The organism is Pokkaliibacter plantistimulans (assembly GCF_003194385.1).
In the GTDB taxonomy this organism is placed as follows: Bacteria; Pseudomonadota; Gammaproteobacteria; order Pseudomonadales; family Balneatricaceae; genus Pokkaliibacter; species Pokkaliibacter plantistimulans.
In genome coordinates, this window is the sequence record NZ_LAPT01000006.1 from 1 (window position 1) to 12,963 (window position 12,963).

Below are 12,963 nucleotides of genomic sequence, written 5' to 3' on the forward strand. Positions count from 1 at the left end.
GCAGCCTTTGCCTGCGGATCAGGACCATACGCTGTGTTGCAACTGACACCGGCGCTTGAGCTGACTAAGTGAGCTTTTGGACTGCTGATAATAAGCGAGAAATATGTGCTTTTATATGACGGAAATAAGAGGTGGCGGAGTAAATACTGCGCATGGAATTAGCCAACATTATCAAACCCGACGATCTGGAACGCGCCCAGCGTCTGTATAACCCGGTCAGCGACGGGCGCTTTTCGGCCTTTCTGGTGCGGCTGGGGCTGGTGTCGGAGCGTGATCTGGCTGAACACTTTGCTGCGCAGTATCAGTTGCCCCGCTGGCAGGGCGATGAGGCGCAACTGGCACTGCTGGATGTGGCGGCGTTGCCGGAGGTGTCGCTGCGCTTTCTCAGGCAGCACAAGGTGTTCCCCTATGGCTGGCAGTCTGCGGCAGAGCGCGAGGCCACGCAGGGGGAGCCACTGCCGCTGTTGCAGGTGGTGCTGGCTGACCCGGAAGACCGTTATGTGGTCGATGCCCTGAGCTATGCCTGTGAGGCGCAGGTGGCCGTCAGTATCGGGCTGGCCAGTGATATAGATGAACTGCTGGAGCGCTATTACGGCCAGGGCCGCTCGGCCATGGGTTCGCTGGTGGAAAGTATCGGCGAGAGTGGCGACGTGGTGGAGGATGTGGAGCATCTGAAGGATCTGGCGTCAGAGGCACCGGTAATCCGGCTGGTCAATCTGCTGATCCAGCGGGCAGTGGAGCGGCGGGCATCGGATATTCATATCGAGCCGTTCGAGAACCGCCTCAAGGTGCGCTACCGGGTAGACGGTGTACTGCAGGACAGCGAGGCGCCACCGGTCAGCTCCACTGCAGCGGTGATTTCCCGCATTAAGATCATGGCACGGCTGAATATTGCCGAGCGGCGCCTGCCGCAGGATGGCCGCATCATGATGCGGGTGCAGGGGCAGGAGCTGGATTTGCGTGTGTCCACCGTGCCCACCAGCTTTGGGGAGTCGGTGGTCATGCGTCTGTTGCAGCGTGAAACGGTGCGCTTCGACTTTGCCAGCCTGGGTATGGACGAGGCGACACGGGCGCGTTTTCGTCAGTTGCTGGATCGTCCTCACGGCGTGGTGCTGGTGACCGGCCCCACCGGCTCGGGTAAAACCACCACGCTCTACACGGCGCTATCGGCGCTGAATACCTCTGAACGCAAGATCATCACGGTCGAAGATCCGGTGGAATACCAGCTCGAAGGTATCAACCAGATTCAGGTCAAACCCGCTATCGGCCTCGACTTTGCTCAGGCGTTGCGCTCCATTGTGCGGCAAGACCCGGATGTGATCATGATCGGCGAGATGCGTGATCTGGAAACCTGTCGCATCGCTATCCAGTCGGCACTGACCGGCCATCTGGTGCTGTCTACGCTGCACACCAATTCCGCCGCTGCCAGTATCACTCGGCTGCTCGATATGGGGGTGGAAGACTATCTGCTGGTTTCCACCATCAATGCCATTCTGGCTCAGCGTCTGGTGCGGCGGCTGGACCCGGCCCTCAGCGAAGCCTATGAACCACTGCCAGAAGTGACTGAGCGCTATCAGTTGCAACGCTATGCCCACGGCCAGCCTATCCGGCTGTATCGGCCCCGTGCCGGACTGGCCGCGGGTGAAGGTTATCTGGGCCGCTGTGCTATCACGGAGTTGCTGGTGCTGAGCGACAGCCTGCGCAAACTGGTGATGCAGCGGGCGGATGCTAGCCTGCTGGAGCAGGAGGCGCGGCGGCAGGGCATGCTGACGCTGTATGAGGATGGTTTGCGACTGGCCTTACAGGGCGTCACTACCCTGGATGAGGTGCTGCGCATTACCTACGATGGCAGCGAGGGCTGAGCATGGCACTGTACCGTTATCGCGCCGTGGCCCTGAATGGTGAGCAACAACAGGGGCAGATGCAGGCCCATTCCGAGCAGGACGTCATCACTTACCTGCAGGAGCGTGAACTGATGGTGCTGGAAGTCAGCGACCGGGCAGGGTGGGGGGCATGGCGACAGCTGGGGCAGAAGCCTGCCATGACCACGACCGAACTGCTGCGCTGGACCGAGCAGCTGGCGACCTTGCTGGCCGCCGGGCAAACACTCGACAAGGCGCTGACCCTGCTGGCCTCGCAGGCCCGCGAGCCGTTGCAGCGGCTGATTGAGCGGCTGCGCGAACGGGTCAAGGGCGGGATGGCGTTATCGGCAGCCTTGCAGGAAGAGCACGGCATCTTCCCGGCGCTGTATATCAGTCTGGTGCAGGCCGGTGAGGCCAGTGGCCAGCTGGACGACTGTCTGCGACAACTGCACGATTATCTGCAACGGGCGGCCGGACTGAAGGCCGAGGTGATCAACGCGCTGATCTACCCCTGTTTTCTGCTGGTCGGGGTGCTTGGCTCGCTGGTGTTGCTGCTGAGCTATGTGGTGCCGCAGTTTGTGCCGATCTTTACCGATCTGGGGGTGCCGATCCCGGCCATTACTCAGGCTATCCTGCTGCTGGGCAGCGGCCTGAGTGACTATGGCCTGATCGTGCTGATCTTTCTGGCGATGCTGTTCTGGCTGCTGGCGCTGCGTTATCGCCAGCCTGCAACCCGGCTGGCGTGGCAGGCGTACTGGCTGCGGCAGCGCGGGTGGGGGCCGTTGTTACAGCGTATACACACGGCACGTCTGGCGCGGACGCTTGGCACCTTGCTGCACAGTGGTGTGCCGTTGGTCAGGGCGCTGCAACTGAGCCGCGAAGTGACCAGTAATCTGGCGTTGCAGCAGGCCATGAGCGAGGCGACCGAGCGGGTGAAAAATGGTGCCTTGCTGTCCTCCGCTCTGGCTGAGGCACAACTGCTGCCCCTGCTGGCGGTGCAGATGATGCAGGTCGGCGAAGAGGCCGGGCAACTGGATGAGATGCTGCTGAAGGTGGCGGTGCTGTTCGATACCGAAGTCAAACACAGCATTGATCGCTTTATGGCTGCCCTGACGCCGTGCCTGACCATTGTGATGACGCTGCTGGTAGCGCTGATCATGCTGTCGATCATGCTGCCGTTAATGAACTTGACCAGTGGTCTGTAACCCCGTACAGGGCATGATCAGCACCACCGGTCGGACGATTGAATTGATACTCGCTGTCATGTGTAAAGGACACTTCATGAACCGAACTCTGTACTCCGCTGTCACCTCTCCTGTAGCGCTGGCATCTCGCCGTGGCATGGCTGCCCGGCCCCGGCAGCAGGGCTTTACCCTGCTGGAGATGCTGGCTGTGATCGTGCTGCTGGGCATTGTGGCCACCATTGTGGTGCGCAATATCGGCGGCAATGTTGATAAGGGCAAGTACAACGCGGGCAAGGCGCAGCTGGCCAGCCTCAGCATGAAAATCGAAAGCTATGCGCTGGACAATGGCGCACCACCCCGACAACTGGGCTTTCTGTTGGAAAAACCGGCCGGTGTGAACACCTGGGTTGGCCCTTATGCCAAGGCATCGGACCTGAAAGACCCTTTCGGCCATGAGTTTGGCTACAAGGTACCGGGACAGCATGGTGCCTTCGACCTGATCTTCTTCGGGCAGGACGGACAGGCCGGTGGTGACGGCTATAACGCTGACATCGGCAACTGGGAATAATCATCGCGCATGGTTCGCTGCGTCGGGCAGCGGGGTTTTACCCTGCTGGAGCTGCTGCTGGTACTGGTGTTGCTCGGTATTGCGCTGGTCGCCGTGTCGGTCAACATCAGCCGTGGCCTGCAGCCACAGGCCCGGCAGGAGGCTGCCGCGTTGCTGGCGGCCTTGCACAGCGTGCGCAGTCAGGCCATCAGTCAGGGGCAGCCGCTGACCCTGACCGTTGACCCTGACACCCGGCAATGGTCAGCGCCGGGTCAGGGCAGCCATCGTCTTTCTGCCGGGCTGATGATCGAACTGCACAGCGCCGCTCAGTCGTCACTGCCGCAGGGCACCTACACCTTCTACCCTGACGGCAGTGCCAGTGGTGGTTATATCCAGCTGACCAGCGGCGGACAGCGCTGGCGACTGGATATCGACTGGCTGACCGGGCAGATACGTCAGCAGCAGAGTGAGCAACCATGAAGCATGCAGGCGGACGGGCACAGCACGGCTTTACCTTACTGGAGCTGATGGCCGCGCTGGCGATTCTGGCATTGACCATGACGGTGCTGCTGGGAGCGGTTGGGGATGGTAGTCGCCTGACCGGCAAAAGTGTGCGTGCCGGGCAGATGGCATTACAGGCCCGTTCACTGCTCGAAGGGCTGGGCCTCAGTGGTCCGCTGCAGGTGGGTAACAGTGAGGGCGTGCTGGATGATGGCAAGACTCACTGGCAGTTGCATATCCAGCCCTATCCCGGCAGCTCAGCGCAGGTGCAGCTGCTGCATATCGAGCTAATTTTGCAGCGCGATGGTCAGCAACAGCGCTTTGTCACCCTGCGGGCACAGATTGAGGGGCAGACATGAGCGCTACACGCCTGCCCCGGCAGCAACGAGGCTTTACTCTGCTGGAGCTGCTGTTTGCCCTGGTCCTGCTGGCGTTATTGCTGTTGCTGTCGTGGCAGGCCATCAGCCGGGTGCAGCAGGTAGCAAGGCACGTGGAGCAACTTAACCAGCGTCAGGATGAGATCCGTACCGCACAGAATTATCTGCGTCAGGCACTGATGAATGCGTTAGCGCAGACAGTTCACACTGATGACAGCGGTCAGCGTCAGGTATTTGTCGGTGCGCCAGACTCGGTGCTGTTTGTGGCGGCGTTGCCCAACCAGTTTGCTGGCCTGGGGCCACTGGCACAGCAACTGAGCCTGCAGGAGCAACGTTTGCAGATCAGTCTGCATACCCTGCCTGCGGAGCCGGGAGCCACTCCTTCACCTTTCTGGCAGGAGCAACATACCCTGCTGGATGGGGTCAGGCAGTGGCAGCTGCAGTATCTGGGCTGGAACGAAAACGGCGAGGCTTCTGCCTGGCAGTCGTCCTGGCAATGGAGCAATCGTCTGCCGCTGGCCGTGCGTATTCACATCACTCTGGCAGAGGGTACACCGTGGCCTGTCCTGACCATTCCCATCCGCCGCAATGTGTCAGGTTACTGGTAGATGAACAACGCTGGTATCCGCATTCAACAACGTGGTGTGGCCCTGATTCTGGTGCTGTGGATCGCGGCTTTGCTGACCGTCGTGGTGACAGCGATGCTCAGCGTGACCCGTACCTCGCAGCGACTGCAAAGCTATCAGCTGCAACATACCCAGGCCGTGTTGCTGGCACAGGCTGGCGTGGAGCAGGTGGTGGCAACCTTGCTGCAAGCGGCTGATGGCGCAGGGCCGTGGCAGGCCAATGGTCAGCCCTATGCGATAAGCATCGACCAGCAACCACTGGAAATAAGGCTGTACAGCGACCTCGGCAAGGTGGATATCAACGTGGCGGGTAGTGAGTTGCTGACGGCCCTGTTCACCGCAGCGGGAGCCGATAGCCGTCTGGCGCAACGGCTGGCCGCCGAACTGCTGGACTGGCGTGATGCGGATGATCAGCCGCAGCCCAATGGTGCCGAAGCGCCTGACTATCTCGCCAGTGGCCGCCTGAGTGTGCCGCGTAATCAGTCCTTTCGCAGCATTGAAGAGCTGCGCCAGTTACGCAGTATGACCCCTCAGCTGTTTCTGCAGCTGGAGCCGCTGGTGACCATCTGGACCGGGCAGGAGGTGCCGCGCCTTAAACTGGCCGCTCCGGCAGTAGCGACGGCGCTGCAGCGTACGCAGGGCACTCAGCTCAGTAATCTGGCCAGCGCGCCCGGGAACGTGCTGACCATCATCAGCCAGGTACAGATGGCCAGCGGTGCCCCCGCTGGTGTGGTGGAAACGGTGATTCTGGATGCCGGTGGCGGCCGGCAGGGCCGACCCTATCGGTTACTGTATTTACGTGAGTTTTGAGCATCGCCATTACGGCAGGCTGGCGGTCGTCACCCCACTCCCATCAGTTTGGCCAGCTTGCGCTTCACCTTGCTGATGATTTCCGGATGCAGGGCATTGTCCGCCAGATAGACCCATTCCCGTTTGGCCAGACTGTCGACCGCCTGCTTGTCCGGATGACGATAGAACTGCTGAATCTTGTCGACCGTCATGCCGTCAGTCTCCAGCCATTGCGGTATCAGGCCAGACAGCACATCCACATCAGTCAGTACCTTGCTCAGCCCTTTGCCGGTGGCGGGGGACACGCTCTGGAATTCATCACCAATAACGACAATACCGGGCTGCTCCACCTTGCTCAGTTGATAGTACTGAGTGGGGAACAGCGCCACCTTATCAGAACCGGTCGGTACCGAATCACCGATCTGTTCAAACAGACCGGGGAAGTATTCATCCAGCTCCCGCATGGGGTTGCGACGCATGGCGCGCACGCGCATATCCTTGGGATGCCATTGGGTAAAGAGGTTGATGCGGACGCTGTCGCCGATGGGGAACAGGGTGATGTAGTCGATCTGGTGTTCGCGAGGATCGAGGAAGTAGTTGAAGCTCTGGAAGTCATAAGGCTGGCCATCGGCCCGGCAGATATCGAACGCAAACGACAGCGAACGCAGCTCACGGGTGGCCTGCTGTCGCATGCCCAGCTTGAAGGCCAGTGGGTTGATGACATTACCGCCGGTAGCCAGCACCAGCAGCCTTGCTTGCAGCTGCTGTCCGTTTTCCAGCACGAGATGCTGTTGTGTGCCTGAAGTGGAGAGGTCAATCACCCTGGACTGAAAGAAGTCCACATGCTGTCTGGCCAGGCTGCGTAGCTGATTGACCGTATCGGTGTAGTGAATACCGTACTGCGGCCCGACATCCTGCTGATAATGCTGGCCCTTGCGGTAACAGTCGACACGGTGAATGGGCGACGCCAGCGGCTGGCGGGCATCGAGCAGGCCGAATTTGCTGAGCAGTTCAGCCTGATCCTGCTCCAGTTTTTCGGCACGAAAGCTGGGAGGGTAGCTGGTATTACGGTCAAGCAGCGCCACTCTGCACGACTGCTTTCGTAGCAACCAGCTCAGGCAGGATCCGGCAAAGCCGGCACCGATGATCGCGATATCGTAAGTAGTAGGTGGCACGCTCCCTGTCCTATGTTGAAAAGCCTGGGTAATTATTAACCAAGAACGTCAAGTGGGCTGTCGTGTTTGTGTAAATGGCAGAATAGGGTTGAGTTGACAGAGGGCTGATAGATACAAAGCTCAGCCCAGCGCTGAAAACGGACTTTTCCTGATGATAGCCAGCCAGGTCAGACTGTCGCCTGGGTGGATGGCTCACCGCGCTCCGTCACGACAGATTGCTTTTCCCCTGAGCCTGACAAATGCAACCATGTGGGATAAGTCAGCTTGCCTGCACTGACAGGTCGATACCATTGATGATCACTGGCTTTGACAAATCCCGCATTGTGGAACAGGTCTGCACAGGGGGAATTACGTTCGCTGGCAGTGAAGGTGCCAACGAGGGTATGGATACCCGTAAAAGTGGCTACCGGCATACTGATCAGCAACGATTCCAGGCCAAACCCCATGGCTCTGCAACTCATCACCACACTTTCATAGATAAGGCACTGATTATCGACGCGACAGATCACACTGCCGACAATGCCCAGCGAGCCAAACTTATCTGACAGGGTGGCAACAAAGACGCCATGGTCACGAGCCTTTAACAACTGCTCTAGCTCTGCCTGGCTATAGCGAATCGTGGTGGTATTGAACTGATTGGTGCGACTGATCAATTCATGCAATCGGTCCAGGTCCTTGTGCGTTGCAAGCCGCCAGCCCACCTTAAGTTCCAGGCTGTGCATCATGGCATCGTAGTCGAAGCTAATGGCTTGGGCTTCCCGACGTTGGGCAGCTTCACGGTACATGCTGGTGCGTCGGCCTGCCTCTTCCGTCTGTCGGGTGGCCGGGAATGAGAGTAACCAGCGCAGATATTGCCAGCTGGAGGGCTGTAAAGGGTCGAAGGCCGTGATGCCCTGTACGCTGGTGGTAACCAGTTCACGTTCCACAGGGTTGTCGTCCAGCATGACAAAGGAGCGTGGATCAAGGTCCAGTACTGATGCCACCTCAAGAACAGCCTGGGGCTTGGCATCCCAGCTAATTTTATGCAGTACGAAGTCATCCGGCTGGAGCTGCATTTCCTCCCAGCGGATGTTTCTTGGGTCGTTCTTGCTGAGGGACACCAGCAGAATGCCCGCCTGTTGCAGTTCTTTCAGTAGCTGCTGGCCAGCAACATCATGCACAACGGGGCCATCGGCCATGACTCCCTGCCAAAGCGTGTTGTCAAAGTCGACCAGCAGGACCTTGGTATTCGCCAGCAGGTAGTAGGCATTCACCATGTGGGCATACTCCTCAGCCATTAGCATGCCAAAGCGTGAATGGTGGATATAGGCGTTTTTTCGCAAGGCGTGCGGCAGTAAATGCTGGCTGGCGTAGCGGTGTCCTGCGCGCGCCACCACTGCTTGCTCATCGATCAGCAGGATATTCTCCAGGTGACCGGCAATATCTCGCAGCCCCGCATTCAGGCGCTCTACCACATAGCGCTTGCCAGGACTCATGACGGGCAGGAACGGCAGTCGCCGGCGATATTTTCCCAGTGGTAGCCCACTGCAGCCATGCAACAGAATGGGAGTGTTGGTCCTGGCTCGAATGGCAGCAATATAACGGTCGATTGATACCAGTAGCGCATCGCATTGCTCGTTCAGCACGGACAAGGCTACTTTTCCTGAGGTTGCTGTCTGTAGTAGATGGGTATAGAGCGGTAGCCCTTCAAAGGTCAGGAAACTGAGGGCAATCAGGTCGAACTTGCCGGAGGCGATACCTTCTTCAATGCCTTGGGTATCGATACCCTCGCCCATGCGGCTGCTGAAGTAGAAGGTTTTGTAGTCAATGCTGATAGTACGTTCAAACAGCAGTGGCTCAAGAAAGCTACTGATTTCCGTCATGATGCAGTCGCCAATCAAAGCGATACGAATCGGCTTGGACGAATGCTTGTTGAGCAGTGGCTGATGTACACCTTCCATTACTGCACAGAAAGCGTCTGCCACATCTGGAGCGTTGCAGCGGAGCAGGTCGGTTATTGACTGGATATCTGCCGCAAGCATGTCCACCAGCTCTGTCAGCCCTCCTTGCTCTCTACTGTCAAGCGGCATGAACCTTAGTCGCTCACTACCGTATATATGCAGGAAATGTCTATCCCCTTTAGCAAAGGCCAGAGACAGCAGTTTGAGCAAGGTACCAATATAGAACTCTTCATATTCCTGCCAGTTGCTATTGATTTTTATATTTATATTTTTCACATAAATAGGGTAGGTGCTATGACGTAATGACCAGCTTTTCACCAGACTTGAATAATGGTTACTGATGGTTGAGGAAATTATTTGCCGGTCTTTCCTATGTAGTCCTTCCATGGTGGAGGTCATTTGCATGGCTCAATCCTTTGATTTTTAGTGATAAATAGCTATTGCCAAAATATGTCTAACTAATTAATAGCAGAGGCTGTTCCTGTTAATAGAGTTATGTCTCGTTCACGAAATATTTTTCCTAGTAATTTAGACCCATCATTATTGAGATGAGTATTGTCCCGATAAGTTAGGATAGTTTTATGGTGAGAATGGTGCGTACGTATATCCAAAACTAGGAAAAGGAAGATCAGCATTATGGCCAGCTTAAATTTGGTTTGTGATATCAACCGCCTTTAGTCGTGCCCCTTTGAGGTGATAACTGACCAAGCCCCTGCTTTGCAGGGGATTGTACTCAGCCCCTTTCGTCACACCAGTTTATACTCCACTGTTTTACTGGATAAAATTTACATGCTGCTTCTCATCCATTTCTCGTACCACATTTGGAATATAAGCAGAGTCCATAGTTTTCCCACGTGGCGCTTATCTCCCGCCAGATATCTATTCTTTAACTTCATTATGGTTTTGCTATTAAAGAGTCCTTGTTTCTCTAGCCTATTGCTGTTCAGGTGGTATTCCAGTTGCTCATTAAAGGCATCATGCAGCCACTCGGCAATGGGCATGCTGAACCCCATCTTGGGTCTATCCATCAGTTCTTTAGGTAGATACTTATGGGTAATTTGCTTGAGCAGATATTTTTTCTCGCCATTCCGAATCTTGAGATTGGAGTCAAGGCGGGCAACAAATTCAACCAGCCGGTAGTCTAGTAATGGTTCTCGCCCTTCCAGTCCAACGGACATCGTGGCTCTATCCACTTTGGTCAAAATGTCATCGGGTTGGTAGGTTTTGAAATCCATTGCCATCATCTTGTCTTCATGGCTGAGTATGTCATTGAGCTGTGCCAGCGTATCGAAATCTGTAGGGGGGATGGTGGCGTTGGCTTTGAGCAGGTAGGGCAGTTCTGTGTCCATAAAAATCTGCTGTAAAGACTGGATGGTCTCGAACTGGCTGGAGCTGGACATGAATAGCAATGCCCTGTGGTATTTATTGGTGAAGTTGGAGATGATCGCATCCAATCCTGTGGCATTCGGTGGAATCTTCTGTAGCAGTTTGACCAGTGCTGCCTTGCAGGGGATGCTGTCAAACATATGACTGTGACGAGACTGCTGAATATATTTCTCGTAGCCGCCAAAAAGTTCATCGCCTCCATCGGCACTAAGGGATACGGTAACCTGTTGGCGTGCCAGTTGGCTGACGAGTGTGGTGGGGATGACGGAACTGTCGGCAAAGGGTTCATCCCAGATGTCAGGCAGACGCGGAAAAATCGCTAATGCATCTCGCTGTGTACAGTAGTATTCAGTGTGGTCAGTACCGAGATACTTGGCGACTTGTTTGGCATAGGGGGCTTCATTGAATTTGTCTTCGCTGAAGCCGATAGAGAAGGTCTTGAGCTTCTCGGTGCGATCAGATTGCAGCAGGGCAGTGACGGTGGAGGAGTCATAACCACCACTCAGAAACACTCCGACCGGAACATCGGCAACCATTCTGTAGGCACAGGAGGATTTTAGTAGTTGTTCTGTTGTATCCATGGCCTCTTGTTCAGACAGCTTTAGCTTGGGTTGATTATAGGCTGCATATACATCCCAGTACTTTTTCACTGAATAGCGCTGGGAGCTTAAATCGAACTCCAGATAGTGGCCTGTCTGTAATTTGTGTGCATGGCTGAAAATGGTGTGAGGCTGGGGGATATAACCGTGCTGCAGGTACAGGGCCAATCCATGGTGATTTATTTCCTTGGTAAAGCCAGGGTGACAATGAAAGCTTTTCAGTTCGCTAGCGAACATGAATAAACCATCTTTCTTGTACCAATACAGAGGCTTGACACCCATTCGATCTCGAATAAGGGTAAGTTTTTGCGCTTGTGTATCAAGAATAGCAATTGCGAACATGCCATTGAATTTCTGTACAGATTGAATCCCCCATCGGTGAAAGGCTTTGAGGATAACCTCGGTATCGGAGTTGGAGTCAAACTGGTAGCCTTCTACTTCAAGTTCACGCCGGATTTCCCTGAAGTTATACACTTCACCATTGTAGATCATAGTTAGATGGGTAAATGCCATTGGTTGATGGCCATGGCTGGAAAGATCCAGAATAGATAAGCGGCGGTGGCCCAGACCTACTTGAACATTGTCAATGCTTTTAAAAAAATAGCCGCCATCGTCGGGACCACGGTGATGCAGGGCCTCGGTCAGCGCCACTATATTTGCCTGACTACTGCTGCTGTTGAAGTCAATCAGCCCTGCTATTCCACACATAGGTCTTTTCTCTTTAAATATTGATGTTCGCGTGAGAACAGAAATACATGGTATACCTGTCCTAATACCCAGGCGGCAGCCAGCCCTTCAGCGCTAAAATAATGAATCAGTGGGAATACTAACAATAGATTCAATATCAGGGTTTTCTTCAATACGGTAGCAACCACTTCGCCCTTGCCTGCAGCCATGATGCTATTTGTATAGGCAGGGCCAAAAGGTGAAGTGATAATAGAAAGTGCCAAAATAGAGAAAACGGCCAAGGTATGCTGGTCTTTATTACCTGCAATCAAGATGATGATGTGTTCTTTAAATAACATTGAGATTACAAAAAAGGTAATGGATCCAAATAGCAGGGAGAAATTCAGCTTCCTGAACACGCGGTAAAATTTTTCTCTGGACTTTTGATAAAGATTAGATAGATAAGGATAAAAAGCTTGTAGGATAGGGCCAAATAAGCCAGCAATAGCCTGTACAATTTTGTCTGCGATAGCGTAGTAACCAACAATGGTGTGATTAGTCATAATGCCAAGCAGGATAATATTGGTAGAGCCATAGAGATTTGCATAGATTCTACTCAGAAAAACATGCCAGCCTTCGACCAGATACGACTTTACTGTCTGCCAGGATTGTATTTTAAATCGCATGTCGAAGTTTTTGTAGGCAATATAGAGTGAGCAGACAGCTACGGTAATAGATCCCATAGAAGAGAAAATGGGAACCCAAAAATAATGCTGTTGTTTATGAATAAAAATGAAAATACAAATAGTAAAGAAGGCCTTGGAAGCGATATTAATATAGGTAATGTATTTCATCTTTTCCAGACCTTGGTAAAGCCACACAGGAAATAAGGTCTGCCCTAGAACTGTGCCAAAATACAAAATATACACCAGCCAGTCCTTTTTTAAGCTGGGGAAAATCATTATGGCCACCATCAATAGCACGAGACTCAGTGCCATTAAGACAAGCTTGGCCATGAGTACAGCGCTGAATATCTCGTTGAGACTTGTCTGGTTATCTCTGTTGATGGAAATCTGCCGTGTGGCTGACAGACTGAAACCATAGTCTGTCAGCAAGACAAAATAGGCAGTGAAAGCCAAAGCAAAGGAGAGTAGACCAAACGTATCGATACCAAGCGTACGTACCAGATAGGGAAAGGTGAGTAGTGGCAGAAGATAGTTCACCCCTTGCAGTACAACCAGAGCCAGTATGTTGGCTGCCAGCCGCTTTTGCTCTTCTGACCTGAGTAGACTTTTCATTGCATTCTGTTTC

At 54.4% G+C, this 12,963-nt stretch carries 11 protein-coding genes; 7 read left to right on the forward strand and 4 right to left on the reverse strand.

Features of this window, described 5'->3' with window-relative positions; translation table 11 throughout:
• The first annotated feature begins 152 nt into the window (after nucleotides 1-152).
• From gspE to WH50_RS02135, 7 genes are all read left to right on the forward strand, one after another.
• On the forward strand, nucleotides 153-1,862 hold the full coding sequence (gene gspE / locus WH50_RS02105) for a type II secretion system ATPase GspE (protein ID WP_110185810.1): 1,710 nt from the start codon (nucleotides 153-155) through the stop codon (nucleotides 1,860-1,862).
• 2 nt (nucleotides 1,863-1,864) lie between these two features.
• Nucleotides 1,865-3,067, forward strand: coding sequence for a type II secretion system F family protein (locus WH50_RS02110; protein WP_110185811.1), 1,203 nt, complete (start codon nucleotides 1,865-1,867; stop codon nucleotides 3,065-3,067).
• Nucleotides 3,068-3,143: 76 nt separating this feature from the next.
• Nucleotides 3,144-3,614 (forward strand): type II secretion system major pseudopilin GspG, encoded by a 471-nt coding sequence (gene gspG, locus WH50_RS02115; protein WP_243409957.1) that lies wholly within the window; start codon nucleotides 3,144-3,146, stop codon nucleotides 3,612-3,614.
• Between the two features lie 9 nt (nucleotides 3,615-3,623).
• Nucleotides 3,624-4,073: a GspH/FimT family protein gene (locus WH50_RS02120; RefSeq protein ID WP_110185839.1), complete on the forward strand. Its 450-nt coding sequence runs from the start codon at nucleotides 3,624-3,626 to the stop codon at nucleotides 4,071-4,073.
• Nucleotides 4,070-4,453: a prepilin-type N-terminal cleavage/methylation domain-containing protein gene (locus WH50_RS02125; protein ID WP_110185812.1), complete on the forward strand. Its 384-nt coding sequence runs from the start codon at nucleotides 4,070-4,072 to the stop codon at nucleotides 4,451-4,453. The genes WH50_RS02120 and WH50_RS02125 overlap by 4 nt, the downstream gene beginning before the upstream one ends.
• On the forward strand, nucleotides 4,450-5,079 hold the full coding sequence (locus WH50_RS02130) for a prepilin-type N-terminal cleavage/methylation domain-containing protein (RefSeq protein WP_110185813.1): 630 nt from the start codon (nucleotides 4,450-4,452) through the stop codon (nucleotides 5,077-5,079). The genes WH50_RS02125 and WH50_RS02130 overlap by 4 nt, the downstream gene beginning before the upstream one ends.
• Nucleotides 5,080-5,907: a type II secretion system minor pseudopilin gene (locus tag WH50_RS02135; protein WP_110185814.1), complete on the forward strand. Its 828-nt coding sequence runs from the start codon at nucleotides 5,080-5,082 to the stop codon at nucleotides 5,905-5,907. It begins immediately after the preceding gene.
• 29 nt (nucleotides 5,908-5,936) lie between these two features.
• Here WH50_RS02135 and WH50_RS02140 read toward each other — a convergent pair whose 3' ends face one another.
• The 4 genes from WH50_RS02140 to WH50_RS02155 all read right to left on the reverse strand — a co-directional run bounded on the left by WH50_RS02140 (nucleotide 5,937) and on the right by WH50_RS02155 (nucleotide 12,950).
• Nucleotides 5,937-7,061 (reverse strand): FAD-dependent oxidoreductase, encoded by a 1,125-nt coding sequence (locus WH50_RS02140; protein ID WP_165838275.1) that lies wholly within the window; start codon nucleotides 7,059-7,061, stop codon nucleotides 5,937-5,939.
• A gap of 167 nt (nucleotides 7,062-7,228) precedes the next feature.
• Nucleotides 7,229-9,406 carry a hypothetical protein gene (locus WH50_RS02145; RefSeq protein WP_110185816.1) on the reverse strand — a complete coding sequence of 726 codons (2,178 nt, stop codon included), beginning with the start codon at nucleotides 9,404-9,406 and terminating at the stop codon, nucleotides 7,229-7,231.
• Nucleotides 9,407-9,786: 380 nt separating this feature from the next.
• The gene (gene asnB, locus WH50_RS02150; RefSeq protein ID WP_110185817.1) at nucleotides 9,787-11,694 is read right to left on the reverse strand and encodes an asparagine synthase (glutamine-hydrolyzing); all 1,908 of its coding nucleotides are present in this window, start codon (nucleotides 11,692-11,694) and stop codon (nucleotides 9,787-9,789) included.
• On the reverse strand, nucleotides 11,682-12,950 hold the full coding sequence (locus tag WH50_RS02155; RefSeq protein WP_110185818.1) for a flippase: 1,269 nt from the start codon (nucleotides 12,948-12,950) through the stop codon (nucleotides 11,682-11,684). The genes asnB and WH50_RS02155 overlap by 13 nt, the downstream gene beginning before the upstream one ends.
• Between the last annotated feature and the right edge of the window lie 13 nt (nucleotides 12,951-12,963).

Excerpts from the sequence above, each read along its gene's own strand:
- WH50_RS02110 (WP_110185811.1), top strand. The coding sequence starts at position 1,865 with ATGGCACTGTACCGTTATCGCGCCGTGGCCCTGAATGGTGAGCAACAA.
- gspE (WP_110185810.1), top strand. The coding sequence starts at position 153 with ATGGAATTAGCCAACATTATCAAACCCGACGATCTGGAACGCGCCCAG.
- WH50_RS02125 (WP_110185812.1), top strand. The coding sequence starts at position 4,070 with ATGAAGCATGCAGGCGGACGGGCACAGCACGGCTTTACCTTACTGGAG.
- WH50_RS02155 (WP_110185818.1), bottom strand. The coding sequence starts at position 12,950 with ATGAAAAGTCTACTCAGGTCAGAAGAGCAAAAGCGGCTGGCAGCCAAC.
- asnB (WP_110185817.1), bottom strand. The coding sequence starts at position 11,694 with ATGTGTGGAATAGCAGGGCTGATTGACTTCAACAGCAGCAGTAGTCAG.
- gspG (WP_243409957.1), top strand. The coding sequence starts at position 3,144 with ATGAACCGAACTCTGTACTCCGCTGTCACCTCTCCTGTAGCGCTGGCA.
- WH50_RS02145 (WP_110185816.1), bottom strand. The coding sequence starts at position 9,406 with ATGCAAATGACCTCCACCATGGAAGGACTACATAGGAAAGACCGGCAA.
- WH50_RS02135 (WP_110185814.1), top strand. The coding sequence starts at position 5,080 with ATGAACAACGCTGGTATCCGCATTCAACAACGTGGTGTGGCCCTGATT.
- WH50_RS02120 (WP_110185839.1), top strand. The coding sequence starts at position 3,624 with ATGGTTCGCTGCGTCGGGCAGCGGGGTTTTACCCTGCTGGAGCTGCTG.
- WH50_RS02130 (WP_110185813.1), top strand. The coding sequence starts at position 4,450 with ATGAGCGCTACACGCCTGCCCCGGCAGCAACGAGGCTTTACTCTGCTG.